The sequence below is a fragment of the Embleya sp. NPDC025285 genome (genome assembly GCF_055558835.1).
Genome location: NZ_JBVHLU010000058.1, coordinates 34,101 through 59,682, shown reverse-complemented (window position 1 = coordinate 59,682; position 25,582 = coordinate 34,101). Strand labels below are relative to the sequence as shown.

At 70.5% G+C, this 25,582-nt stretch carries 16 protein-coding genes and 1 pseudogene; 9 read left to right on the top strand and 8 right to left on the bottom strand.

What is annotated here, in order from left to right; all coding sequences use genetic code 11:
- Positions 1-201 precede the first annotated feature (201 nt).
- From ACZ4FV_RS32100 to ACZ4FV_RS32090, 3 genes are all read left to right on the top strand, one after another.
- On the top strand, positions 202-1,956 hold the full coding sequence (locus ACZ4FV_RS32100) for a type IV secretory system conjugative DNA transfer family protein (RefSeq protein ID WP_402233446.1): 1,755 nt from the start codon (positions 202-204) through the stop codon (positions 1,954-1,956).
- An 87-nt stretch (positions 1,957-2,043) separates the two neighbouring features.
- A complete protein-coding gene (locus tag ACZ4FV_RS32095; protein ID WP_402233449.1) occupies positions 2,044-2,589 on the top strand; it encodes a tetratricopeptide repeat protein in 546 nt (181 codons plus the stop codon).
- 286 nt (positions 2,590-2,875) lie between these two features.
- Entirely contained in the window at positions 2,876-4,378 is a 1,503-nt protein-coding gene (locus ACZ4FV_RS32090) for a glycoside hydrolase family 6 protein (protein ID WP_402233452.1), read from the top strand.
- A 127-nt stretch (positions 4,379-4,505) separates the two neighbouring features.
- Here the strand turns inward: ACZ4FV_RS32090 and ACZ4FV_RS32085 are convergent, their stop codons facing one another.
- The gene (locus ACZ4FV_RS32085; RefSeq protein WP_465323894.1) at positions 4,506-5,411 is read right to left on the bottom strand and encodes a LysR family transcriptional regulator; all 906 of its coding nucleotides are present in this window, start codon (positions 5,409-5,411) and stop codon (positions 4,506-4,508) included.
- 107 nt (positions 5,412-5,518) lie between these two features.
- Between ACZ4FV_RS32085 and ACZ4FV_RS32080 the strand changes: the two genes are divergently transcribed.
- The 4 genes from ACZ4FV_RS32080 to ACZ4FV_RS32065 all read left to right on the top strand — a co-directional run bounded on the left by ACZ4FV_RS32080 (position 5,519) and on the right by ACZ4FV_RS32065 (position 10,023).
- Positions 5,519-6,373, top strand: coding sequence for an alpha/beta fold hydrolase (locus ACZ4FV_RS32080; protein WP_465323893.1), 855 nt, complete (start codon positions 5,519-5,521; stop codon positions 6,371-6,373).
- Positions 6,370-7,182, top strand: coding sequence for an LLM class flavin-dependent oxidoreductase (locus ACZ4FV_RS32075; RefSeq protein ID WP_465323892.1), 813 nt, complete (start codon positions 6,370-6,372; stop codon positions 7,180-7,182). Before ACZ4FV_RS32080 ends, ACZ4FV_RS32075 begins: the two co-directional genes overlap by 4 nt.
- Before the next feature lie 13 nt (positions 7,183-7,195).
- The gene (locus ACZ4FV_RS32070) at positions 7,196-7,966 is read left to right on the top strand and encodes a class I SAM-dependent methyltransferase (RefSeq protein WP_395860273.1); all 771 of its coding nucleotides are present in this window, start codon (positions 7,196-7,198) and stop codon (positions 7,964-7,966) included.
- Between the two features lie 347 nt (positions 7,967-8,313).
- Positions 8,314-10,023 (top strand): hypothetical protein, encoded by a 1,710-nt coding sequence (locus tag ACZ4FV_RS32065; RefSeq protein WP_465323891.1) that lies wholly within the window; start codon positions 8,314-8,316, stop codon positions 10,021-10,023.
- Between the two features lie 56 nt (positions 10,024-10,079).
- On the opposite strand, the gene ACZ4FV_RS32060 is transcribed toward ACZ4FV_RS32065, so the two are convergent.
- Both ACZ4FV_RS32060 and ACZ4FV_RS32055 read right to left on the bottom strand, forming a co-directional pair.
- Complete coding sequence (locus ACZ4FV_RS32060; protein ID WP_465323890.1) at positions 10,080-10,568, bottom strand: isochorismatase family protein; 489 nt, start codon at positions 10,566-10,568, stop codon at positions 10,080-10,082.
- A 1,083-nt stretch (positions 10,569-11,651) separates the two neighbouring features.
- Complete coding sequence (locus ACZ4FV_RS32055) at positions 11,652-11,918, bottom strand: GlsB/YeaQ/YmgE family stress response membrane protein (RefSeq protein ID WP_395860279.1); 267 nt, start codon at positions 11,916-11,918, stop codon at positions 11,652-11,654.
- Positions 11,919-12,308: 390 nt separating this feature from the next.
- Here ACZ4FV_RS32055 and ACZ4FV_RS32050 point away from each other — a divergent pair, with 390 nt between their 5' ends.
- Both ACZ4FV_RS32050 and ACZ4FV_RS32045 read left to right on the top strand, forming a co-directional pair.
- Positions 12,309-13,784 (top strand): PP2C family protein-serine/threonine phosphatase, encoded by a 1,476-nt coding sequence (locus tag ACZ4FV_RS32050; protein WP_465323889.1) that lies wholly within the window; start codon positions 12,309-12,311, stop codon positions 13,782-13,784.
- A gap of 130 nt (positions 13,785-13,914) precedes the next feature.
- On the top strand, positions 13,915-14,799 hold the full coding sequence (locus ACZ4FV_RS32045) for a MurR/RpiR family transcriptional regulator (RefSeq protein WP_395860283.1): 885 nt from the start codon (positions 13,915-13,917) through the stop codon (positions 14,797-14,799).
- Positions 14,800-14,843: 44 nt separating this feature from the next.
- Here ACZ4FV_RS32045 and ACZ4FV_RS32040 read toward each other — a convergent pair whose 3' ends face one another.
- The 5 genes and pseudogenes from ACZ4FV_RS32040 to ACZ4FV_RS32020 all read right to left on the bottom strand — a co-directional run bounded on the left by ACZ4FV_RS32040 (position 14,844) and on the right by ACZ4FV_RS32020 (position 25,389).
- Complete coding sequence (locus tag ACZ4FV_RS32040; RefSeq protein WP_465323888.1) at positions 14,844-16,109, bottom strand: pyridoxal phosphate-dependent aminotransferase; 1,266 nt, start codon at positions 16,107-16,109, stop codon at positions 14,844-14,846.
- 667 nt (positions 16,110-16,776) lie between these two features.
- Positions 16,777-17,190 (bottom strand): ATP-binding protein, encoded by a 414-nt coding sequence (locus ACZ4FV_RS32035; RefSeq protein WP_402233783.1) that lies wholly within the window; start codon positions 17,188-17,190, stop codon positions 16,777-16,779.
- A gap of 154 nt (positions 17,191-17,344) precedes the next feature.
- Positions 17,345-19,903, bottom strand: a complete 2,559-nt coding sequence (locus tag ACZ4FV_RS32030; protein WP_465323887.1) for a SpoIIE family protein phosphatase — start codon at positions 19,901-19,903, stop codon at positions 17,345-17,347.
- A 55-nt stretch (positions 19,904-19,958) separates the two neighbouring features.
- Positions 19,959-24,422: pseudogene (locus ACZ4FV_RS32025) on the bottom strand (HAMP domain-containing protein); the annotation flags it as partial.
- A 217-nt stretch (positions 24,423-24,639) separates the two neighbouring features.
- The gene (locus ACZ4FV_RS32020) at positions 24,640-25,389 is read right to left on the bottom strand and encodes a restriction endonuclease (RefSeq protein WP_465323886.1); all 750 of its coding nucleotides are present in this window, start codon (positions 25,387-25,389) and stop codon (positions 24,640-24,642) included.
- Positions 25,390-25,582: the final 193 nt, after the last annotated feature.

Genomic DNA, 25,582 nt, shown 5'->3' with positions numbered 1-25,582 from the left:
CCTGGTGCCGGCACGGTCGATGCAGCCAAGCGTCGAGATCCGGTCAGCCGATCACGACCCACCGTTGGGGCCGCCTTGTCCACGGGTTGCCCGGACATGCGAAAGGGCTTTACGCGTGTGGGGTTTGCCTCCGTCGACGGTTACCCAGCGAGCTTCCTCCTCGACGAGGCAGCCCTCCGAGCCGCCGGCGGTGGGTAACCGATGAGCTCCCTGCAGAAGCGCAGAGGGCCCAACGTCGAACTCGAAGCGCTGGTCTTCCTGTTCGGCATCATCGCCGTGGTGGTCCTGCACGGGATGATGTGGCTCGCGGCTTCCTGGGGTGGCGGACCGACGGAACAGCCCGGGTCCAACCCGCTGGTGCTGGGCGTGCGGCTGATGATCGGCGACTACCGGTGGCCGGGTACCGCGGCGACCGTCCTGCTCTGCCTACAGGTCGCCGCGCTGTTGATCGTCGCGGTGGTCGGTTGGCGGGTGTTCGCCAGGTTTCGGGGCGAGCGCGAACGCATCGACCGCGCCGATCGCCATCTGGCCACGTCCAGGGAACTGCACGCGTCCACGACCGCGGGCGTGACCCGTACCGCGACGAAACTCGGGGTGCCGCAGGGCACGACACCGGGCGTGTTCATCGGCCGGGCCATTCGCGGCGACCAGGAGCTCTGGGGTTCCTGGGAGGACATGCACGTCGACATCTGGGGTCCTCGTACCGGCAAGACGGCGACCCGGGCCATTCCCAACATCGTCGCGGCGCCGGGGGCGGTGGTGGTGACGTCGAACAAGCGTGACGTGGTGGATGCCACCCGGGCCATCCGCGAGGACAAGGGCACCGTCTACATCTTCGATCCGCAGAACCAGGCCGGCGGCAAGCCGGTGTTCTGGTGGAACCCGCTGACCTACGTCGGCGACAGCATCGTCAGCGCGGTCAAGCTCGCCGGCAGGTTCGTGTCCGTCAATCGCCAGAGCCACGCCCGAAGCGACGCGTACTTCGAGCCCGCGGCCCAGGATCTGTTCGCCAACCTGCTCCTTGCGGCGTCGATCGACAAGCGTCCGATCACGCAGGTCTACGTATGGCTGACCCGTCCCACCGACGACACCCCCGTACGCATCCTGCGCGACGCGGGGCACCGGATGCCGGCCGAGTCGGTCGAGTCGGTGATCGGTCAGCCGGACCGGCAGCGCGCGGGTGTCTACGGCACGGCGATCCAGATGGCCTCGTTTCTGGTGGCGGACAACATCAACGAGTGGGTCACTCCGGGAAGCGACCCCTCACGGCCCGAATTCGACCACAAGGCGTTCGTGCGCTCTCCCTCGGACACGCTCTATCTGCTGTCCGAGGAGACGAACAAGATCGCGGCTCCGCTGGTGATGGCGTTGACCACGATCCTGGCCGAGGAGGCGGACAAGTACTCCCGAGTCCTGCCCAACGGACGGCTGCCAACTCCGGCGCTGTTCGTCCTGGACGAGGCCGCGAACGTGTGTCCCTGGAAGGCGCTTCCGGACAAGTTCACACACTTCGGCTCGCGCGGCGTGATCGTCATGGTGATCCTCCAGTCCTGGGCTCAGGGCGTCTCGGTATGGGGCGAGAACGGCATGTCGAAATTGTGGGGCGCGGCGAACGTCCGCGTGTACGGCGGTGGCGTCTCGGACATCTCGTTTCTGGAGAAACTCGCCAAATCCGGCGGCAGCTTCGAGCCGCGAACCACCAGCACCAGCCACAAGTTCGGCGACCACCGGGGCATCAGCCGGTCCTCCCGGTCGGAGGCGGTACTCGACGCCGCGGACCTGATGTCGATGCCCCGCGGCCGGGCCTTCGTCCAGATCAGCGGTTCACGCCCGACCCTGGTTCGCACGGTACCGTGGTGGGAGACGGAGTATGCCGACCGGATCCGGGAATCGATCGCCACCCACGACCCCTCCCACGCCCTCCCCGCCGGAGTCGGCATGGCGAAGTCGAGGTGAATCCCCGCACCGCGCGCGTCCGAGGCGCCCTGCGCGCGCCCATCTCCTCGTGGGCCGCACTCGTCCTGTGGAAAGATCGTCCACATCATGACTTCCCATCCGCTGGACGATGACAGGCAGGACTGGCAGCGACGCATGGAGGCGCTGTGGGCCGACCTCGACGCGCATGAGGGCGACGACTTCGTGGCGGCCGTGGGCGCGCTGGTCGCGGAGCGGCCGGAGGACGACGCCGTCGCCGCGTACTGGATGGGGTCGGCATACGACTCGACCGGGTACGAGGCGCAGGCCGCGCCGCACTACCGCCGCGCGTTCGCCGCCGGACTGCCGGACGAGCTGCGTCGACCCGCCACCATCCAGTTCGCCAGTACGTTGCGCAATCTCGGCGAGTCGGCCGAGAGCATCGCGCTGCTCACCGCCGAAGCGGCCGCCGCGACCGACGAACTCGACGACGCGATTGCGGCGTTCCTCGCCCTGTCACTGGTCGACGCGGGCCGCGAGCGCGAGGCCGTCTCGCTCGCCCTCGGCGCGCTCGCGCCACACCTGACCCGCTACAACCGCTCGCTGAGCAACTACGCGCGGGCCCTCGTCGAGGACCGATCCGACGACCCGATCGAGAACGAGAGATCCTCCTAGCGCGTCTGCCACGCGTCATCCGTGCTCGGCGTATTCGGCGTGTCCCACGTCTACCGCGTGTTCCGCGTGTTCCGTATCGCGGCAACGCGCGTGCGCCTCGGGCCCGTTGCGAGCGGTCCGGCCACCGGCTCCCGCTCACACGATTCCGCGCGGGTTCGTCTCTTCGCGTTCGGTGGATAGCGGTGCCGTGGGCCCGGCCCTAACATGCGCGGCAAGCCAACCGTTCGCTCGGGCTCACGGAGGACACATGCAGGGTCGGCGTGCAGCGCTCGCAACGATGGTGGCGGTGACCTGTGTTGTGGGCCTGCCGGGCGTCGGGCAGGCCACACCCGCGGCCGGCGGCAGGGATCTCGTCACCAACGGGGCCTTCGAGCCGAATCCCGCCTATTGGTGGACCACCGGTGCGACCACGGCCAAGACCGTGGACGGGCGGGCGCGGGTCACGGTTCCCGATCACACCCGCGCGCCCTGGGATTCGATGCTCGGGCAGGGTGGTCTGCATCTGACCAACCTCGCCGTGTACACGCTTTCCTTCGACGCCTCGGCGACCACATCCGCCAAGGTTCGGGTCACCGTCCAGTCGCATCTCCCGCCCTACAAGACCGTCTTGGATCGCACCGTCACGTTCGCCGAGAAGACCGGCAGGCACACGCTGCGCTTCCTGGCCATGCCCGGCATCGACGCGACCCAGATCACCTTCCAACTCGGGGGCCGTGCCAAGGGGTTCCAGGCGACCCTGGACAACGTGTCGCTGGTGCCCACCGGTTCGCAGGCCCCCGGCGTGCCCGCGAAACCCTCGGCCTCCTCCCGCCCCGGCACGAAGCCTGTCGGTACCCCCAGCGCTCGACCGTCCTCCGCTTCCCCACCGGCCGGCACGTCGACGTCCTCGCCCACCGCCAAGGTCCCCCCGGCGAGTTCGGGCGAGAAGTTCTACACCGACCCGACGAACAACGCGGCGGCGTGGGTACGAGAGCACGGGTCCGACCCGCGTGCGGCGAAGATTCGCACCTCGATCGCCACGCAGGCCGGCGCCCGCTGGTTCGGCGCCTGGAGCGGAGACATCGGCAAGGCGGTGCGTACCTACGTCGACGCCGCCACCGCCACCCGGAGCACGCCGATCCTGGTGCCTTACAACATCCCGGATCGGGACTGCGGCGGCGCGTCCGGCGGCGGCGCCGCCGGTCCGGATGCCTACCGCCGTTGGATCTCCGACTTCGCGGGCGCGGTCGGCGATCGCTCGGCGATCGTGGTCATCGAGCCCGACGCCGTTGCCAACGTCGACTGCATGTCGGCTCAGGGAAAGGATGCTCGCTTCGCCCTGTTGCGCTACGCCACCGAGCAGTTCAAGGCCAAGGCGCCCAACGCCAAGGTCTACCTCGACGGCGGCAACGCGGGTTGGATCGCGCCCACCACCATGGCCTCGCGGCTGGCCCAGGCCGGAGTGGCCAATGTGCGCGGATTCGCGGTCAACGTGTCGAACTACAAGACCACCGCGGACTCGGCCGGCTACGCCGAGAAGGTCCGCGCCGCACTGCCGAACGGCGGGGCACAAACCGCCAAGTACCTCATCGACACCAGTCGCAACGGCAACGGCGGCGCCGACGGCGCGTGGTGCAACCCGGCCGGCAGCAAGCTCGGCAAGCCGTCCCGAGCGGGCACCGGCGGTGCCGAGTACGAGCTGTGGATCAAGGTGCCGGGTGACTCCGACGGCCCGTGCGGTATCGCTCCGGGCGTCGCGGCCGGAACCTTCGACCCGAACCTGGCCACCCGCCTGATCGACGGCACCTGACCGCGCCGGCCGGGCCCGCATCCACGTCGGGTCGGGTCGGCCGGAGGCACGGCGGGGCGCGTCGTCGGTGCGATCGACGCCCCCGCCGGCGCCGGGGTCGAGCAGCCCGACCGCACGTTGTGAGGCTTCACTCGGTGGTCGGTGGCGGCGCGAGGTCGGCGGCGACTTCCACGGCGATCTCGATGGCCCTGGTGGCGAGTGGTGAGTGGGTCCGTCCGACCCGACAGTGCAGGTAGATCTCGCGTGGCGGCAGGGAAGGCCGCAGTTCGTGGATGCGGAGCCTGTCGTCGGAGGCGATGTCGGCACCGCGGATGGCCAGCCAGGGAAGTACCGCCGACCCCATGCCGGCGCGCACCATCGACAGCAGGGTGTCGTTGACCGCAGTGCGGAACACGATCTGCGGACGGGCGCCGCTCCGGGCTATCGCCTGCTCCATTCGGGGCTGGTCGCAGGTGAGCGGCCAGGCCAGCAGCGGTGCGCCGTCGAGCAGCGCCGGCGGGACCGGACCGTCGGGGAAGGTGCCGGCGCGCGCCACCAACAGGTACGGATCGTCGAGCAGCTTGAGGTGCTCGACGTCGCCGTCGATGCGACCGTCGTAGAACAGCAGGTCGAGGTCACCGAGCCGCGGCTGGTCCGGCTCGTCTTCGGACAACCGGATGTCGCAACCGGGGTACTCGTCTCGCAGCCGGCGTACGACCGACGGCAGGATCACGTTGGACACGCTCTGGAACGTGCCGATGTCGATGCGGCCTTCCCCGGCCTTGAATCGGTCCACGGCGTCGGCCAATGCCTCGGACTTCGCCAGCAGTTCGCGACCGTGGTCGAGGACCACGGAGCCGAGTGGGGTGAGCCGCACGGGCTTGGGCCCGCCCGGCCGGTCGAACACCAGGCCGCCGACGGCCCGTTCCAATGCGGCGATCTGCTGGCTCACCGTCGACTGGGTGTACCCGAGGCGGGTGGCGGCCCGGCCGAACGAGCCCTCCTCGGCGACGGCGGCCAACGCCGCCAGGTGGCGCAGCTCGACATCGGTCATGTATTCCAACCTAGTGCCGCACCGGCGATGACCATTGCGACAAGCGATTGAACCAATCGAAAATCATCGCTTTTCGCGATCGAGTCACGGGCTCTAACGTTCCGGACATGAGCCCTCAGCAATCACACGGGGAGCAACTCCTCGAAATCAACGGCGCCGAGTTGTGTGTCGAGACCTTCGGAGACCACACGGCCCCGGCCGTCGTGCTGGTCGCCGGGTCGTCGGCCTCGATGTTGTGGTGGGATACCGATCTGTGCGAACGGATCGCCGCCCGGGACCGGTTCGTGGTCCGGTACGACCATCGGGACACCGGCCGGTCGACCGCCTACCCGCCGGGACGGCCCGCGTACTCGTTCACCGACCTGGCACTGGACGTGCTCGGACTCCTGGACGCCTTGCGCATCGAACGCGCCCATGTGGTCTGTCAATCGATGTTCGGCGGGATCGCACTCATCCTCGGTGTGGACCATCCCGATCGGCTCGCGTCGCTGACGTTCCTCTCGTGCTCGACCGGAGCCGACGACCTGCCGCCGCCGTCGAGCGACCTGGCCATGCCGCCCGAGCCGGATTCCTCCGATGCCGCCGCGCTCGTCGAGTACGTGGTCGCCGCCGCGCGGGCGTACGCCGGTGGTTCGCCGTACTTCGACGAGAACGCCATTCGAGCATTGGTCGAACACGATGTGGCGCGCGCCAAGAGCTACGCGTCGACTCTGGTCAACCACTACGCCATCGAGCTCGACGGGCCGACCCGAGGCGGCTTCGGCGACATCGCGGTGCCGACGCTCGTGGTCCACGGCGACCGGGACCCGCTCCTGCCGCTCGCGCACGGCGAGGCGCTGCGGGAGGCGATCCCCGGTGCCGAGTTGCTGGCCCTGAAGGGGGCCGGACACGACCTGCCGCGGCCGGTGTGGGACACATTCGTGGCGGCCCTGGTGCGGCACACGACAGGAGACCGATCGTGAGCCGGCTGCGCTCGGCACTGTGGCTGCCGCTCTTCGACGACCTCGCCGACCCGCGGGTGGTGGCGGACCTGGCCGCCGACGCGGAGGAAGCCGGGTGGGACGGCTGCTTCGTGTGGGATCACCTGTGCTGGCGGGCGCCGGTACGCCGGGTCGCCGATCCGTGGATCGTGCTCGCGGCGATCGCGACCGCGACAGAGCGGCTGCGGCTGGGCCCGATGGTCTCGCCGCTTCCCCGTCGACGGCCGGCCAAGGTCGCGCGGGAGACGGCGACGCTGGATCGGCTGAGCGACGGCCGGCTCACTCTTGGTGTCGGACTCGGCGGCGACCGGTTCGGCGGCGAGCTGTCCAAGACCGGCGAGCAACTCGACGACCGGGTGCGCGGGCGCATGCTCGACGAGTCCCTGGCGATCCTGGGCGCCGCCTGGTCCGGCGAACCGGTGCGCCATCGCGGCGAGCACTACACCGTCGACGCCATCGCGTTCCGGCCGCGACCGGTCCAGCGGCCCGGCGTGCCGGTGTGGGCCGCCGCGTTCCCGGGCAGCCCCAAGCCGATCCGCCGGGCCGCCCGGCTCGACGGCTTCTTCCCGGTCGACCTCGAGCACCCGAACCAACTCGCCGAGGCCGTCGGCACCCTCACCGAACTGCGCCATGGTGAGATGGCCTCGTACGACATCGCCATCGCTGTGCCGCCCGATGTCGATCCCGAGCCGTACGTGCGGGCCGGCGCGACATGGTGGTTGCCGGAGCTCGACCCGGGCGTTCGGCTCGACACCGTGCGCGGCGTGCTCCGCGACGGCCCCGCGGTGTGAGGAGGCGATCACCATGTTCGACTACGACTCGGAACTCGCTCGGTACCAGGAACGGCTGTGGGACGCCCTCGACATCCATCCCGGCGATCGTGTCCTCGACATCGGCTGCGGCACCGGGCAGACCACTCGGCGCGCGGCCCGCGCCGCATCGCCGGGTACCGCGCTCGGCATCGACGTCTCGGACCGGATGACGGCGCGGGCTCGCGAACAGGCCGAGACGGAAGGGCTCGACAATGTCGGCTTCGTACAGGCCGACGCCCAGACCCATGCCTTCGCACCGGAGCAATTCACCGTGGGCATCAGCCGGTTCGGCACGATGTTCTTCGCCGACCCGCTCGCCGCGTTCGCCAACATCGGGCGAGCCCTGCGCCCGGGCGCGCCCTTCGTACAGCTGGTCTGGCAGGCCCGCGACCGCCAGGAGTGGGCCACCGCGATCCGGGCGGCGCTCGCGACCGGACACCCGGTGTCGACCTCGGCCGGCGAAGCCGACGCCGCCTTCGCACTGGCCGATCCGGACCTCGCGGCCGGTGTCCTGACCGCCGCCGGCTTCACCGCGGTGGACGTCGTCGACGTTCGCGAACCCGTCTACTACGGCCCGGACGCCGATCACGCGTGTGCGGCCGTGCTTCGCTTGCTGATGGCTCGGGACCCGCTCGCCGACCTGGACGCCGCGTCCGCGGAGCGCGCACTCGATCGGCTGCGCGCGACCCTGGACGCACACGACACCGGCGACGGCGTGTGGTTCGACTCCCGCGCCTGGCTGATCACCGCGCGCCGGCCCTGACACCCCCGCACGAGGCCGCACCGACCCGGCGGGGCACCCATCGGGATATGCCGGACCATTGCCCCGAATCAAATTCCGCCACTGTGCGTGGCAAAATATAACCAGGGTCACAGCGGTCGGCTTTGCGCTTTGCAAAGGCGGATCGATTGGGGTTACCGTGCGTGTCCAAAAGTCCGCAGTGGATGAGGATGCCGTGGACGGTGAAATCGGACGATCAAGGCGTTGACGCGATTTCCGGAAATACCGTGAGACTCCGTGGATCGCCCGTCGTCCTGTGTTTCGCCGCGACGGTTCTCATGAAATCGAGCCGCGCCGCACCGGTATCGGCCATGTACGACGGAGCAAATGTGCCCGCATTTCACCGGCAGGACGACCAGGCGCTGTTGCGCGAGCTGATGACCAGGAATCGCGCGCATCGGGCGTCCGAGGGCGTCGGGATCCCGTTCGCCAATGCGACGTTGGCCCGCCTGGTGACGGCGGAGGGCTCGCCGACGCACCTGCGCACGGTGGAGACGCTGCTGAAAGAGCGGGGCACGCTCGATCTGCCGGTGATCGAGGCCGGGAGCGTGCGGGTCGACGGAGAGGCGCGACGGGTCTCCATCGTCGCCGCGACGGACATCGCCGCCGACCCCACCGTGCGGCACGGCGAGATGTCGACGATGTTCTACCTGCGCGATCACGTGCAGGCCGCGAGCGCCATGATGGAGCTCTTCCTGAGCGACCCGGACCGATACGCGACGGAAGGGGCCATCGGGCGCGAGCTGATCCACAGCGCGCTGCACCTGATCTCCACACCCGCGCAACTCGCCCGGTTCGCCGCCGTCGTGGAACGAGGGGACACCGGGCAGGAGGAATGGCCCCACATATCCCTGTGGTTCGACGACCTCGAGGCCGAAAAGCCGAACAGGTGGCGAAACAAGCAGGATTCGTTCCAGATGCTCGCGTTCCTCGTCCTGGACGCGCTGGATCGAGGGTTCATCGGCACCGGCGAACTGTTGCCGGCGCACAAGGAGTTCCTTCGCTTCGTCGTGCCGTTTCTCCGGGCGGTCGGTTTCCCGTGCTACGAAAGCTCGGGATCGTGGGAGGAGGTCGCCGCGCGACGCACCTCGGTGATGGCCGTCGAAACAGCCTTGCTCGACAGAATCAGGGGGCTCGCGGACCACGCGGAACTCGGTTTTCTGGCGGACGGCGAGGATTTCACCGCGACCGTCGGCACGATGGTGGACGCCGGTCTCCGGGAAATCGGCCGGCGGATCCCGTTCGAATCGCCGGACTACGACGCCGATTCGATCCGGCACCGCCGGGCGGACGCGTCGTTGGTCTACCTCCTGATGTACGGCCTGCCGGAACTGCTCGCCGAAGGCCGCGTCCCCATCGGCGATTCGGCCCGGCCCACGACCGCGCGCGAAGTGGAGACGGTGGTCCTCGACGCGCTGCGCTCCCTGGAGGACCCGGCCACCGGTGGCCTCATCCGCTATGCCGAGGACTCGTACCAGCGCGTCAACTTCCACACGCACGAGGTGCAGGCGACCGTCCACGCCATCAAGAACGAGATCAAGGCGGACGCGGAGGCCCGCGGGGGCGACATGGACCTCGACCGCAAGCAGGAGCTGCGCGGCCGCCTGACGCCGCGAGGGCGCGAGGCCGCCTGGACGCACCCACTCGGCCAACTGGCCGCGTGGGCCGCTCGCCGAAGTCTGCACACCCGGCGGACCGACCCCGAACAGGCCCAAAATTACCGCGAATTCGCGGTGCGCTACCTGAACCGCATGCTGGCCGGCGTCACCGGCGAGAATCAGTGGCACGCCGTGCTCCGCGAGGACGACGGCTACCACGTGCGGGAAGTGCCGCCCTACCGAGTCCCGGAATGCCATGTCACCTACCGTGACGAACAGGGCAACGAACTGATCGTGCCCTCACCCCACACACCGCTGAACTGGAGCACGGCCATGCTGAGAACAGCCCTCGGCCTGCTCACCACGGAAGACCACGCGCCCGCCCTCGGCGATGCCTCCGCCGCTCCCTCAGCCAAGCCGGTGGAGGAAGGTGGCCGGTAGCGCGACCATGACCTGTGGCCGGTCTCCGGCGGCGGGTTCGGGCCGGGCGATGACGGTCAGGTGTAGGCCGCCGTGTCACGCACTTCGCCGAATCGGGGGAAGATCCGCTCCACGGTGAAGTCGTGCTCGTCCGCACTGAACCCGGACATCGCGTCGGCGACGAACTCCAACTCGTAGTCGTGGTCGCTCGCGGCCCGCGCGGTGGACTCGACCCCCATCGTGGTGACCAATCCGGCGAGCACCAGCGTGTCCACGCCCAGATCGCGCAACCGGTCGTGCAAGTCGGTGCCGTGGAACGCCCCGACGGTGCGCTTGACGACCAGGACATCGCCGGACCGGACGAGATCGTCGGCGAAGCCGCTGCCCGGCGGCTGCTCGGTGACGTTCGGCCTCTCCACGCGAACGGCCACCACCGGGCGGCCACTCGCCCTGAACGCCTCGGCCAACCGGCGGCAACGTGCCAGGACCTGCTCCCCGGAGTGCGGGGCGAGGGGCAGGGCGATGATGCGTGGCATCAGATCGATGAGGAGCAGCGCGGAGGTCACGGAGACGATGGTAGGCCAGGGCCGGAAGCACCCCTCCATGACGTCGGGCGCGCTTGCTCGCCGCGCGAATCGGCCGGCGGTACCCGCGGTCGGTTCCCGAGGATGTGCGAGCGGCACCGAGCGTGCGGACCGTCCGCAACCATCCGTTTCGCATCGCCCGATCGGCGTCTTTCGTTCCGGTGCCGGCCCAACCTGAGTCTGCGCAAGTCTCGTAGGTCGACCGCCGGACGACGGCCGTCCCGGTCACGCGCCGAGCACCGTGACCGTGCGCCGCACGCCGGCTCGTCCGGTTGTGGAAGGCCCGACCCGTGCGCGGCATGAGTCGGATCCGGACCGGACGGGATGACGGCAGCCGCACTTGTTCGGCGGCTTGTTCGTGTCGCTCGCCGCGCTGGTCGCGGGCGGGCTCCTGGCCTCCGCGCCGACCCCGGTCCGCGTGTCGACGTTCCTCGCGGTGATCCTCGGCTCCGTCTACGTCCGTCGATTCGGCCGACGCGGCCACGGGTTGGGCGTGTTCGGCTTCATGACGTTCTTCCTCACCCCATTCCTCGGGACCGCGGCCGGCCCATGCCCGCCACTGTTCGCCGTCACGCCGGCCGCGTTCGCGATCGCCGCGCTCGTGCGCGTGGCCGCGCTCCCGACACCCGGCCCGGCGACGCGCACACGGGCGCTTCGCGCGTGGGACCGGCTCCTGGCGGCGACGGTACGACAGACCGCGACGGTCTCGCGTACGCCCCCGCCCACGCGCCACGCCGAACCCGCCCTGAACCGAAGCCTGGGCCGACTGCGCGCCTGTACCCGTCTCGTCGAGGCCCTGCCCGCCCAGGCGGCGACCGACACCGAGACGACCCGCCGCCGCATCCTCGCCGCCGAGTCCGCCGCGCACCGGCTCGCCGTCATCGGCCTGCGCGCGGCCCACGCCGCCCCGCCGCGACGTGCTCCGACCGACCAGCTCACGGACCGGGACCGGCTGGTCACCACACGGCCGCCGTCGATGATCCGGACGGGTCCGATCGCACGAGAACGGCGTCCGTGCCCCGCGTGGGATTCGGGTACGGACGCCGTCCTCGTGAACGCCGGCGGTCAGCGCCGGGTGCGGACGAAGATGATGCGGTACAGGATCAGCAGGATCAGCGATCCGCCGATCGCCGCACCCCAGGTCTTGAGATCGAAGAAGTGCTTCTCGAAGGGCCGGTCGAACACCTCGGCGGCGATCCACCCGCCCAGGGCCGCGCCGGCGACTCCGATCAGGATCGTGATCAGGCACCCGCCGGGATCGCGTCCCGGGAGCAGGAGCTTGGCGATGACTCCCGCGATGAGGCCGAGAATGATCCACGCGAAGATGCCCACGGTGTCCTGCCCTTCGAAGACGGCGGCGAAGCGGTGCCACTCAGGCCAAGGCGGCACGGTGAATCGTCGAGCCGGCCAGGGGACGAACCGCCGACCCGACGCGGGTCGCCACGCCTGTGTTCCGCGAACGGGGGCGGGCGCGCAGGCCGCGCGCGTACCCACCGTCCAACCAACGCGCTACTGCCCCGTTCGGCGAACGGTATGCCGGCGGGTCCGCGCGTGTGGGATCCCACGGGAGCGGGCCCGGGCCGCGGACGAGGCCGGCCGCCGTGCGAGCGGCCCGCGTCGGACGCGGCCACCGGGTCCGCCACGGCACATGTGGCCGCTGTTCCGCGCGCGTACGGTGGAAGGCGAACGGGCTCGGGGCTTCACCAACGAAGGGTGGTGGCCATGGGCGCGTCCACGAGCCATCGAGCCGACGGCAACATGGACGGCGGGACGAACGACCGGGCCCGCCGACAGCCGCGGGCAGGGACGACGCGCCACCGTATTCCCCCGGACGCCGTTCCGGACCTCGATCCGACCGATGGTTCCGCCGCGCGTTCCACCGCCGCACCCGGGACCGGCCCGGCCGACGTCCTGGGCCTCGCGGACGATGGCGGCTCGGGAGCCGGCGAGGACGCCGCGGCACCCGTCCGTGCCGGCCGAGTGAACCGACACGTGGATTTCCACGCGGTGTACGAGGCGCTGCCGGCCGGGGTGGCACTGCTGACGCCGGAGCTGGTCTATGTGGAGGCGAACCCCGCGTACCTGCTCCTGGCCGGGCGCCGACGCGAGGAGCTCATCGGCCGGTACATCTTCGACGCGTTCCCCGACAATCCCCACGACCGGTCGGCGACCGGCACGCGCAACCTCGCCGCGTCGCTGCGCCGGGTGGCGACCACCGGACAGCGCGACGCGATGGCCATACAGCGGTACGACACGCAGCCGCCCGGCGAGCCCGGCGTCTGGGACGAGCGGTACTGGAGCATTCTCAACGTCCCGGTCCTCGACTCCGGCGGCCGGGTGCAGTGGGTGCTGCACCGGGTCGAGGAGGTCACCGAACTCCTGCGCGCCAAGAGCGGGAGCCCCGCGAGCTTCATGGAGGCGGAGCTGTACAACCGGGCCCGGGAACTCCAGGAGGTCAACGAACGCCTGCGCGGGGCCTATGCCCGCGAACGCGAGGTGGCGCTCGTCCTGCAAAGCGCCATGCTGCCCGCGCCGTCGCCGCACGCCGGGCTCGCCGCCGCGGCGGTGCGGTACCGCCCCGCGCAGGGGGCGCTGAACGTGTGCGGCGACTGGTACGACCTGGTGGACCTGCCCCAGGGACGTACCGCCGTCGCGGTCGGCGACGTGGTCGGACACGGCCTGAAGGCCGCGGCCGTCATGGGTCAGCTCCGCAGCGCTCTCACCGCGACCCTGCGCATCGCCGACGGGCCCGCCCACGCCCTGGAGGCGCTCGGGCTGCACGCGCGTTCGGTGCCCGGCGCGGAGTCCGCTACCGCGGTGGCGGTGATCGTCGACCCGACGCGCCGCAGTCTCCTCTACAGCAGCGCGGGGCACCTCCCTCCCGCACTGCTCGGCCCCGACGGCGCGGTCACCTTCCTCGACCGGGCCACCGACCCGCCGCTCGGCGCCCACCCCGAACACCTCCCGCGCCCCCAGGCGGCGATCGGGTACCCCACCGGAGCGATCCTGGTCCTGTACACCGACGGCCTGGTCGAACGCCGCAGCGAGGACATCGACGCGTCCCTCGCCCGTCTCGCCCACGCCCTCGCGCGCCACCGCACCCTCGCCCCCGAATCCCTGGCCGACGCGCTCCTCGCCGACCTCCTCCCGCCCGACGGCGCCACCGACGACACCGCCCTGATGATCCTGCCGCTGTAGCAACCGCCGCCGTTACGGCAACGCGCCCGGCGCCGGCGAGCATCACGCCCGTCGGCGCGAGCCGCGCAGGGCCGAACCGCAGCGGGGTGCTCCGTTTCGCCCGGCGCGCGGGCGCGGGAGAATCCCGGGCATGGCCGATATCGCGAACACCCCGCCGGGCACCTATGACGATCTCGTGCTCGTCCTGCGCGAACGGGAGGCGGGGCTGACCAGGTCGCAGCGGTTGCTCGCGGATCGTGTCATGGCGGACCCCGAGGGGGTGGCGTTCATGACGGTGTCCGATCTGGCGTCGGCGGTGGGGGTCAACGAGGCGACGGTCGTGCGCTTCGCCACGAGTCTGGGGCTGAGGGGATATCCCGGGCTGACCGAACTGTGTCGGGAACGTCTGCGCGAACAGGCCCAGCTTCTGCGTCGTTACGACAACCTCGAGCGTCTCGCCGAGGGCGGGGATCTGCTGGATCGCGTCGCCGCGTTCGACACGGCCAACATCGCCCGCACGTTCGCACGGGTGGATCCCGAGACCTGGCGGGGAGCGGTGCGCGCACTGGCCGAAGCGCCGCGTGTGCACGTGATGGGGCTGCGCAAGTGCCACGGTCCGGCGTACCTGCTCGCGTATCTGCTGCGGATGATGCACGACGACGTGGAGACCGTCGACCTGGGAGCGGGCACGCTCATCGACAGCCTGCGTCGGGTACGCGCGGGCGATTGTTTCGTGGCCATCTCAATCCACCGCTACAGCGCCGAGATCGTCCGGGCCGCCGCGTGGGCGCGCACACGCGGGGCGCGGAGCGTGGCGCTGACCGACAACCCCGCGTCCCCGCTGGCGGCTTCCGGAGAGTACGTCCTATACGTCGATGCAGCGGGGCCGTCGGTATTGCGGTCGATGACCGCCTTCACGTCGCTGATCCAGGCACTCGCCGCGGGCGTCGCCGAACTCCGGGGTCCGCAGGCACGCGCCATCCTGTTGGAGGAGGAGGGGCTGCTCCGGGAGTTCGACGTGTACGGCGGGCGGTAGGGGCGGGTGGGCCGCGCGCGATCCACGGGCCGCCTCGTCCGTGGTCATCGCGGGCTCGCGGAGGGCGTGGCGAGCCCGGTGAGAGCGTCGCGCAGATGTTCCATCGACGCGGCGACCCAGGGCAGGGCCAGCGGATCGTCGCTGTGCAGGGTCTGCCATCGCTCCGCGTCGGTGTCGCCGTAGAGCAGGCTCGTCGCGACCCGGAACCGCAGCGCGCCGGCGCGGTCGCCGAACGCCTCCCCGGTCAGTACGCCGACGCCGTGTCGCTCCAGGAGCGCTCTCGACACGGCGGCTCCGTCGTGGATGCCTTGCGCCGCGAGGTTCCGGCGCAGCGGCTCGAGGTCCGGATACAGGTAGAACCCGGCCTCCGGGGGCCGGCACAGGGCCCCTACGGCGGTGAACCGGGTGTGCACGGCGCGGGCGACGACACTGTGGAGGGCACGGGCGGCCCGGACATGGGCGAGGATCTCCGGCGGGTCGCCCAGGATGTGGGTCGCGACGGCCTGCATCGGCGCGGCCAGTCCGGACCAGATCTCGCTGGCCACTCCGATCAGGTCCGCGCGCAGGCGGTCTCCCCACTCCCCGTCGGGCACTCGGGCGAAGCCGATCCGCCAACCGCCCAGCGCCATCGACTTGCTCAGACCCGAGGTGACCACGGTCCGTTCCGGCAGGTGTCGCGCCGCTCGCGGTGCCTCCCGGTCCGCGTGGCACAGTTCGGCGTAGATCTCGTCGGAGACCACGGCGAGCCCGAATCGCTCGGCGATCGCGCAGACGTCGCGGACGTGCTCGGCACGGGCCACCGTCCCGGTCGGGTTGTCCGGCACGGTCAGGATCAGGATGCCGGGGTCGGCGCCGTCGGCCCGGGCGTCCCTGAGGGCCTGTTCCAGCAGCGCGGGGTCGGGTACGCCGCCGGCCGCATCCGGAATGGGCACACCGATCACCCGCTTGCCCGCCAGGGCGGCCTGCGCCGCGTAGGTCACCCATGCCGGGCACGGAAGTACCACGTCCCCGGGGATGGCCTTGAGCAACGCGTACAACAGTGCCTTGCTTCCGGGCGCGAACAGGATTCGGTCGGCGTCGGTCGGCAGACCACGCCGCGAGAACCACCCCGCGGCGGCCTCCCGGGCCTCGACCGAACCGGCGACCGGCCCGTAGCCGTTACGACAGGCGGCACCGGTGAGCACCTCGGTGACGGCCGGCGGCACCGGCAACCCCGCTTCACCGAAGCCCAGATGCAGGACCTTCTCACCCGCGGCCCGACGGGCCCGCAGCCGTTCGTCGATGGCGAGGGTCGCCGAATGATTCGTCATGGGCCATCACTTCCCCGAGATCGGAACCTTTCTGCAACAAGCGTTGCATCCAACCAAAGAATGCAAAAGAGGGTGCATACACTCGATCCCGTACAGCCGGCCCGATCCGGACGCCCCCAGGGCCGTGAAGGCGTGGGCGGGCCCAAGTCCCGGTCGCGGGCCGGCCGTTCGTCGCGACCTCGTTGCCTCGCGAAGTGTGTGCGCGGGAAACGGATGACGGCTGCGGGATCGCCGGAGGTTGCGTGTATCGTCGCCGCCGTGCTCGGCCGTCAGGTTCGAACGGCCTTTGCGGGATCGCCGATTACGGCTGGTCCCGGCCGTGGACAGCGTGCCCTCCGAGTGTGGGCCACACGCGAGTCCGCCGAAGAGGTCACGAAGACGGGGGAAGAGTTTTGCGCGCAGTCATCGCTGCGACCGTCGCTCTCGCGGGGTCGTTTGTTGTGATCGGTTGTTCGAGTGACGACGGTGGTGGGGGTCGTCGAAGCACACCGTCGTGTACGGAAGGCGAGAGCGACTCGTTCGTCCGCACGAAGCCGGCGTAGGACCCGCGCTACCGACGATGGCCCGTGGCCGGGACGCTGCCCACGCGTCCCGGCCCGGGAACCCGGCACCGGCGACGAAGACTTCGGCATCGTTGCGATCGGGCCCCAATCCGGCGGCGCGAGTGTCAGCCTGCCGCGTGAGGGTCGTGCCCCGGCGGATAAAAGCAGGCGATCACCGCCTTGCCGTGCGGGACGGGGTGGGTCTCCCACTCGTCGGCGACCGCGTCGACGATGGCCAGACCGCGCCCCGACGTCGCCGGCGTGTCGCCCTCCCCGCGTACGACGGGCAGGCCCGGGCCCGTGTCACTGACGTAGACGTTCAGGCATCGGTTGTCCCAGGCCAGGACCAGATGGGCGGTGCTGTGCGCGTGAACGTGGGCATTGGTGATCAGTTCCGAGACGGTGAGCAGGACGTCGTCCACCGTCTCGGGTGCGTCTTTCGTCCAGGCCAGGGACTCGAGGTGGTCCCGGGTCCAGCGTCGTCCCGCCTCGATGCCCCCGGAGACGGGGAAGGATCGCGCCCACCCCACGGCACGCATGCCCGCCATGTCGTTCCCTCCTCTTCACGGCCGACGGTCACGGCCGACGGCCGCCGGAGGGCGTCTGCCCCGGACGGTCCGACCCACGCCTGCCGTGCCGCCATGACCCCTCCGGGTGAGAACACCACCGCGCCGTGGAGCCGATTCCCTCCCGTCAGGTGATCTGGATTCCCACCACGCAGGTGTCGTCGTCGGTGTCGGCTCGGCTGTGCGTGAGGAGCCGGTCGAGCCGGTCGTCCAGGGTCGGCGCGGGTGCGCAGGCGGTGATCAGGAGCTGATCCAGGGACGTTTCGAGGGAGTGGTCACGGCGTTCGATCAGGCCGTCCGTGAAGAGCAACAACGCGTCGTCGAGTTCGAAGCGGATCTCCCCCTCGACGTACGTGGCCTCGGCGAAGGCGCCCAGGAGGGGCCCGGTGAGCAGGGGCAGGTAGTGCGCGGTGTCGTCGCGAATGCACACGGGAGGCAGGTGACCGGCGCGGGCCCAGCGCATGATGCGGGTGCTCGGGTCGTACAGCGCGCAGATCGCGGTCGCGGTGACGTCGTTGGTGAGGTGGTGGGTGACGGTGTTGAGCCAGGTGAGGAGTTGGGCGGGGCCGGCACCGGTGATCGCCAGGCCCCGCAGTGCGTTGCGTAGCACGATCATGCTGGTGGCGGCGTCGATACCGTGGCCGGCCACGTCACCGACGCACAGCAGGATCCGATCGGACGGCAGGACCAGCGTGTCGTACCAGTCCCCGCCGACGGCGGTGTCGGATTCGGCCGGCCGGTAGCGGACGGCGACGCGCAGGCCGTCGACGTTCGGCGGGGCGTGCGTGGGCGGCATGATGGCGTGTTGCAACTGGCGGGCGAGGCGGTTGCGTTCGCCGGATTCCTGCTCGCTGTGCGCGAGGCGGTCGCGGGTCGCCGCGAGGGCCACCTCGGTCCAGTGCTGGGCGGAGACGTCCTGATAGGCGCCGCGGATCGCCAACAGCCGCCCGTCCGTGCCCAGGACGGGCTCGGCGACGATGCGAATGCGTCGGGTGACCCCGTCGGAGCGTTCCATGCGGAAGGAGACCGTGGCGTGCCGGCGGCGGTCCACCAGGGTGCGCAGGAAGCGGGTGAGCGCGGCGGCGTCGTCGGGGTGCGCGTGCTCGGGCAGGTCCGTCAGGGCGACCGGTGGTGCCGTGGGAGGGAGGCCGTGGAGGGCGAACAGCGACTCGTTCCAGGTGATCACGCCGGTGGTGAGATCCTCCTCGAAGCCGCCGATGCGGCCCAGGCGCTGGGCGTGTTGGAGCAGGCGCGCGAGTCGGGCGGACTCGCGTTCGATGCGCCAGACGAGCAGGATGGCGTTCGCGTGGCGGCTGACGGCGACGTCGGCGATCGCGTCGAGGCGGACCTGGTCCACGAGGGCGGTGAGGGTGAGGCTTTCGGCCCGGTAGGACTCGCCTGTGGCGTAGACGCGTTCGACGATGTCGTACAGGCCTCCGGCGGTGGCGGCGAGGGGGTATGCCTCGAGGAGGAGTGCGCCGTCGATCAGGTTGGCGGGGCGTCCCGCGGGGTCGAGGAAGCGGCCGTTGAGGTGCCGGACGCGGAAGTCGACCAGTTGTCCGTCCTGGTCGAGCCAGGGCACGAGGACCAGTGCGGGGTCGTGGAGGCAGTTCGCGATCTCGACGAGATCGACGGTGGCGGCGTGCGCCGTATCGGTGTCCCCGGGGGCGAGGTGTGCCTCGAGGGTGTGCGCGCACAGTTCGGCCAGGGCCTCGATCTGGCGTCGCACGCGCGCGGGTTGCTCGGGCAGGGGGTGCGGCCAGCAGATCTCCAGGATGCCGTGGACCCGGCCGCCGGTGCCGGCCGGCGCGGCCGAGCGGGCGCCGGTGAGGTGGTGTTGGCCGATGGAGGGGATCTGCGCCTGGGACAGCGCGGGGGTCCACGTCCAGGCGAGATCGGCCAGGGCTTGGCGGGCGATGGTCACCACTCCGGGCGGAACGTGCCTCCAGCGGGCCGCCTCGTGGTCGGTGAAGCCGGCGCTGCCGGCGAGGGTGAGGGAGGAGTCGGGCGCGACGGCCCAGACCGCGACGGCGGTCGCCCCCAGCGGCGCGAGGGCGTGTTCGAGGAGGGACTGGGCGACGGCCTGTGTGTCGCCGGCGGCACACGCGCCGCTTTCCGCGGTACGCAGCCGCACGCTCACGGGTCCGGCGTCGCGGGGCGCCCCCGGTGGCGGTGTGGCGGTCTCGGTGACGAAGTCGCAGGCGGCTTCGGTGAGGCGGTCGGCCGCGGTGCGGTCGACGATGTCGGCGGCGAGTTCCAACCGGGTCACGCCGGACTGCTCGGCCAGGGTGGCGAGTTGCCGGGCCGCTTCGGTGGGGCCGCAGCGCAGGCGTTCGATCAGGATGCCTTTGGCCATCTCGATCAGGGCGCGGCCGTCGGCTGCGGCGTGCGCGGCCTGGATTTCGCGCCTCAGGCGTTCCACGGTCGCCGCGAGTCGGCCCACCGCGGACGCGGTGTCGAGTGGGGTCCGCGGGGTCGACTCCGGCGCCCGGGCCGCGGCCTCGTGGTCGGCGCCGTTCGCGCGGGGGGTGAGGTCGGACGGTGCGCTGCCGGGGGCGCGGGCGCGACCCCCTTCCCGGAACGGGGCCGCGGCGGGTTCGCCGACGTCCGCACGGGCGTCCGCGGCCGTCCCGGGGGCCTCCGCGTCGTGCGCCGCCGGCTCGCGAGGGGGCGGGATGTTGCTCATCGAGGTGTTCGCTCCCGAGGTGGTGGCGGCAGGAGTCGCCGGTGGGACGGTTGTCTCAGGAGTGCACGAGGTAGCGTCGCAGGACGGCGAGCAGGTCGTCGGTGTCGACGGGCTTGGTGACGTAGTCGCTGGCTCCCGCGGCCAGGCTCTTGTCGCGGTCGCCGGGCATGGCCTTGGCGGTGACGACGATGATGGGCAGGTCCGCGTAGCGAGGCATGCGTCGGATCTCGGTGGTGGCCGTGTAGCCGTCCATTTCGGGCATCATGACGTCCATCAGGACGAGATCCACCTCGGGGTGGGCGACGAGGGTGGCGATGCCCTCGCGACCGTTCTCGGCGTGCAGGACGTTGACGGCGTGCAGTTCGAGGATGCCGCTGAGCGCGTAGAGATTGCGGGCGTCGTCGTCGACGACCAGGACGGTGCGGCCGGTGAACGAGCCGTCGACGGCCGGTGCCGTGTGATGGGTGCGTCCGGTGGCGTGGACCAGGGGCAATACGTCGCCGGGTTGTTCCGCGGACAGGTGCAGCGCGATGCGTTCGCGGAGTTCGTCCAGTCCGGACAGCAGTTCCAGGGGTTTGCTGTCCGCGCGGGCCTGGAGTGCGCGGGCCTGTTCCTGGGGCAGTCGACGGCTGTTGTGGGCCAGCACGGGCACGTTCGCCGAGGCGGAGTCGGCGTCGAGGGCATCGAGCAGGGTCAGTGCCTGGCCGTCGGGCATGTCCAGGTCCAGCACCACGCAGTGGCAGGGTGCCGTGGCGAGCGTACCGGCGGCCTCCTGGGCGTCCACGACGGTCAGCACGTCCACGCCCGGGCCGGCGGCGCCGTCGTGGCCTCCCGCGGCGATGTCGGCCACGGCGCTTTGCGCGACCAGGCTCAACAGGCCGTGCGGTCGCTCCTCGACCACGAGTACGCGGCGCTTCGCCGGCGGCGCGGCGTGCTCGACCGCCCGTCGTTCCAGGGGGTCGGCGTCGCGGGCGAGGGGGGCGAGGGGCTGCTCGTCGGTCGCCGACGTGGTGGTGGAGACCGTGTGGACGACGGGGAGGTACAGGGTGAACGTGCTGCCCTGTCCGGGCGTGCTGTCGGCGATGATGGCGCCGCCGAGGAGGTGGGCGATCTCGCGGCTGATGGACAGGCCCAGACCGGTCCCGCCGTATTTGCGGCTCGTGGTGCCGTCGGCCTGTTGGAACGCGCCGAAGATCGTCTCGAGTTGGTGTTCGGCGATGCCCACGCCGGTGTCGCGTACGTGGAAGGCCACGACCGCGCCGCCGAGGTGTACGCCCTGCGGGATCTCGTGGTTGCCGGCCGTTTCGATGTGCAGGGCGATCCGACCGCGATCGGTGAACTTGACCGCGTTGGACAGCAGGTTGCGCAGGATCTGCCGCAGTCGCGAGTCGTCGGTGAGCAGGTCGGTCGGCACGCCGGGGCCGGTGGTGATGTCGAAGGACAGACTCTTCTGCGTGGTCATCGGCCGGAATGTCGCCTCGACGTAGTCGAGGAGTCGCCGCACGGACACGCGTTCGGTGTGCACGTCCATCTTGCCGGCTTCGACCTTGGACAGGTCCAGGATGTCGTTGATCAATTGCAGCAGGTCGGAGCCCGCGGAGTGGATGATGCCCGCGTACTCCACCTGCTTGGGGCTGAGGTTGCGGGTGGGGTTCTGCGCCAGGAGTTGCGCGAGGATGAGCAGACTGTTCAACGGCGTGCGCAGTTCGTGGCTCATGTTCGCCAGGAACTCCGACTTGTACTTCGACGCGAGCGTCAACTGGCGAGCCCGGTCCTCGAGTTCCTGCCGAGCCTGTTCGATCTGCAGGTTCTTGGCCTCGATGTCGCGGTTTTGCGACGCGAGCAGCGCGGCCTTGTCCTCGAGTTCCTCGTTGGAGTGCTGGAGTTCCTCCTGTTGGTGTTGCAATTCCTCGGACCTTGCCCGCAGTTCGCCGGCCAGGCGCTGGGACTCGGCGAGGAGTTCGTCGGTGCGCGCGTTCGCGACGATGGTGTTCACGTTGACGCCGACGTTCTCCATGAGCTGGTCGAGGAAGCCCCGGTGGACCGGTGTGAACGCTGTGATCGAGGCGAGTTCGATGACCCCGAGCACCTGCTCCTCCACCACGATGGGCAACACGATCAGCGCCGTGGGCGCGGTGCGACCCAGTCCGGAGGACACCACGTAGTCGGCCGGGATGTCGTCCACGGCGATGGTGTGCCGGCTGCGGGCGGCCTGACCCACCAGGGTCCGGCCCAGCGGGATGCCCGACGCGTGGGCGTCGTCCAGACCGATGCCGTACGAACCGATCAGGCGCAGCACCGTTCCCGATCCGGTCTCCTCCGCGAGGTAGAAGGCGCCGTACTGCGCGGAGACCAGCGGGGTGAGCTCGTCCATCACCAGTTCGGCGACGACCGCCAGGTCGCGATGGCCCTGCATGAGCGCGGACACCCGCGCCAGGTTCGTCTTGAGCCAGTCCTGTTCCTCGTTGGCGAGCGTGGTCTCGCGCAGCGAACCCACCATCGCGTTGATGTTGTCCTTGAGTTCGGCGACCTCGCCGGAGGCGTCGACGGTGATCGAACGGGTCAGGTCTCCCTCGGCGACGGCGCTGGCCACCTCGGCGATGGCGCGTACCTGCCGGGTGAGGTTGCCGGCGAGTTCGTTGACGTTCTCGGTGAGCCGCTTCCAGGTTCCGGAGACGCCCTCGACCTCGGCCTGTCCGCCGAGGCGGCCCTCGCTGCCGACCTCGCGGGCCACCCGGGTGACCTCGGCGGCGAAGGACGAGAGTTGGTCGACCATGGTGTTGATGGTCGTCTTCAGTTCCAGGATCTCCCCGCGCGCGTCGACGTCGATCTTCTTCGACAGGTCGCCGTTGGCGACCGCGGTGGTGACCAGCGCGATGTTGCGGACCTGCCCGGTGAGGTTGTTCGCCATCGAGTTGACGTTGTCGGTGAGGTCCTTCCAGGTGCCGGCCACGTTCGGCACCCGCGCCTGGCCTCCCAGGATGCCCTCGGTACCGACCTCGCGGGCCACCCGGGTGACCTCGTCGGCGAACGCGGAGAGCGTGTCGACCATGGTGTTGATGACCTCGGCGAGGGCGGCTACCTCGCCCTTGGCCTCGACCGTGATCTTGCGGGAGAGGTCGCCGCGCGCGACGGCGGTGGCGACCTGGGCGATGGAACGCACCTGTCCGGTCAGGTTGGACGCCATGACGTTGACGTTGTCGGTGAGGTCCTTCCAGGTTCCGGAGGCGCCCCGGACCGTGGCCTGTCCCCCGAGGTTGCCCTCGGTACCGACCTCGCGGGCCACCCGGGTGACCTCGTCGGCGAACGCCGAGAGCTGGTCGACCATCGTGTTGATGGTCTCCTTCAGCTCCAGGATCTCGCCGCGCGCGTCCACCCGGATCTTCTGCGACAGGTCGCCCTGTGCGACGGCGGTGGTCACCTGGGCGATGGAACGCACCTGCGCGGTGAGGTTGTCCGCCATGACGTTGACGGATTCGGTCAGGTCCTTCCACGTTCCGGAGACGCCCTTGACGTCGGCCTGCCCGCCCAGCCGCCCGTCGGTACCCACCTCGCGGGCCACCCGGGTCACCTCGTCGGCGAACGCCGAGAGCTGGTCGACCATCGTGTTGATGGTGTTCTTCAGCTCCAGGATCTCCCCGCGCGCGTCCACCCGGACCTTCTGCGACAGGTCGCCCTGCGCCACCGCGGTGGCGACCTGGGCGATGGAACGCACCTGGGAGGTGAGGTTCCCGGCCATGAAGTTCACCGAGTCCGTCAGGTCGCGCCAGGTGCCGGAGACGCCCTTGACGTCGGCCTGCCCGCCCAGCCGCCCGTCGGTACCCACCTCGCGGGCCACTCGGGTCACCTCGTCCGCGAACGCCGAGAGCTGATCGACCATCGTGTTGATGGTGTTCTTCAACTCCAGGATCTCGCCGCGCGCGTCGACGGTGATCTTCTGTGACAGGTCGCCCAACGCGACCGCGGTCGTCACCTGCGCGACGTTGCGCACCTGGTCCGTGAGGTTCCCGGCCATGAAGTTCACCGAGTCCGTCAGGTCGCGCCAGACCCCGCCGACACCGGGGACCTGCGCCTGCCCGCCCAGCCGACCTTCGCTGCCCACCTCGCGGGCCACCCGGGTGACCTCGTCCGCGAACGCCGAGAGCTGATCGACCATCGTGTTGACGGTGTTCTTCAACTCCAGGATCTCGCCACGCGCGTCCACGTCGATCTTCTGCGACAGGTCCCCGCGCGCCACGGCGGTGGCGACCTGGGCGATGTCGCGGACCTGCGTGGTCAGGTTGCCCGCCATCGCGTTGACGGAATCGGTCAGATCCGCCCATGTCCCGGACACCCCGGGCACCCCGGCCTGCCCGCCCAGTGTGCCCTCCGACCCCACCTCCCGGGCCACCCGGGTGACTTCCGAGGTGAACAACGCCAACTGGTCGACCATGCCGTTGAACACCCCGGCGATCTCGCCGAGGAGACCATCGCCGTCGTCGGGCAACCGGGTGCCGAAGTCGCCGTCGCGGACAGCGGTCAACCCGGCCAGAAGTTGCCGCAGTTCCGCGTTGCCGACCACGTCCGTCTTGCGCCGCGCCCGCGCACGCGGGGCGGGAACCGCACCGGTGTCCGCAGTATCGGTCATGAAATGCAACCTCGTCTCGGTCCCCGGTGACCCGGCCCCACACCGGACATCCGCGTACAGTTCGCCTCGGATCCGCGTCACCGCGGCCCATCGGCAAATACACCGAATGTTATCCGAGGCGCGGTGCGTCGAAGTCGATGATCGCCTCTGTCGGGGCTCCCGTTCCGCCGAGCAGGACCGTCGAGAGTTCGCTGCCCGCCATCCACCGACCCAGGGCCCGCCGGTCCAGGGTCACGATGTCCTGGGCCCGGGCGAGCCGACGGGCGGGAGCCGTGAACCTGGAGTTCGTGACGAGCACCGCGACGTCGGCATGGTGTACCGGCCGCGCGGTTCCCACGAAGCGTTGCATGTCCGGACTGCCCACCGCCCGTGTCCTGCCGAGCCGCTTGCATTGGATGACGAGGCTGCGCCCGTCCGGGAGCCGGGCGACGACATCCGCCCCCAGGTCGCCCGCTCCACCGCTGACCACCACGTCGCGGCACCCGTCACGACGACACAACTCCGCGACGTGTTCCTCGAATCGGGCTCCGGTCATGGCGTCCACGGCGGCAAAGGACACCGCCCGCCCTCGCGTGATCGCCCGCGTACGCGGCGCCCATCGCCGCCGTTCGGAGCGAACCGCCGGTCGGAGCCGACCACACGCGTACAACACGCCGATCGCCGTCACGGCGACGACCACGATCGCCGCCAACAGGTCCCACTCCTGTCGCGCACCGCAATACGCCGCGACGACACACACGGTGGGCGCGAGCCACCAGAACACGCGGTCGTATCGCACGAATCCACCGATTCGCGCCTCCCGACCGGTGCCGCGCCCGAGCAGTCCCGGGCCGGATTCGGCCACCGAATCCTCGATCATGGGACGTATCGTGCTCAAGTCCCCTCCCTCTTCCCCGACCCGAGCAGCGGACTCCGCCACAACGGACCATCCGGCGTCCCGTGTTCCCACCTCGACGCCGCTCCGCGCCCCGGCCGATGCGGACCCTGCCGGAGCACGCAACTCGCCGATGGTCAGGCGACGTTCAAGCTTCCCTGACGCTGCCCTCGATCGC

Bases quoted from the DNA above. Each gene is read 5' to 3' on its own strand.
- ACZ4FV_RS32100 (WP_402233446.1), top strand. From the start codon at position 202: ATGAGCTCCCTGCAGAAGCGCAGAGGGCCCAACGTCGAACTCGAAGCG.
- ACZ4FV_RS32095 (WP_402233449.1), top strand. From the start codon at position 2,044: ATGACTTCCCATCCGCTGGACGATGACAGGCAGGACTGGCAGCGACGC.
- ACZ4FV_RS32085 (WP_465323894.1), bottom strand. From the start codon at position 5,411: ATGACCGATGTCGAGCTGCGCCACCTGGCGGCGTTGGCCGCCGTCGCC.
- ACZ4FV_RS32080 (WP_465323893.1), top strand. From the start codon at position 5,519: ATGAGCCCTCAGCAATCACACGGGGAGCAACTCCTCGAAATCAACGGC.
- ACZ4FV_RS32070 (WP_395860273.1), top strand. From the start codon at position 7,196: ATGTTCGACTACGACTCGGAACTCGCTCGGTACCAGGAACGGCTGTGG.
- ACZ4FV_RS32050 (WP_465323889.1), top strand. From the start codon at position 12,309: ATGGGCGCGTCCACGAGCCATCGAGCCGACGGCAACATGGACGGCGGG.
- ACZ4FV_RS32045 (WP_395860283.1), top strand. From the start codon at position 13,915: ATGGCCGATATCGCGAACACCCCGCCGGGCACCTATGACGATCTCGTG.
- ACZ4FV_RS32040 (WP_465323888.1), bottom strand. From the start codon at position 16,109: ATGACGAATCATTCGGCGACCCTCGCCATCGACGAACGGCTGCGGGCC.
- ACZ4FV_RS32035 (WP_402233783.1), bottom strand. From the start codon at position 17,190: ATGCGTGCCGTGGGGTGGGCGCGATCCTTCCCCGTCTCCGGGGGCATC.
- ACZ4FV_RS32030 (WP_465323887.1), bottom strand. From the start codon at position 19,903: ATGAGCAACATCCCGCCCCCTCGCGAGCCGGCGGCGCACGACGCGGAG.
- ACZ4FV_RS32020 (WP_465323886.1), bottom strand. From the start codon at position 25,389: ATGATCGAGGATTCGGTGGCCGAATCCGGCCCGGGACTGCTCGGGCGC.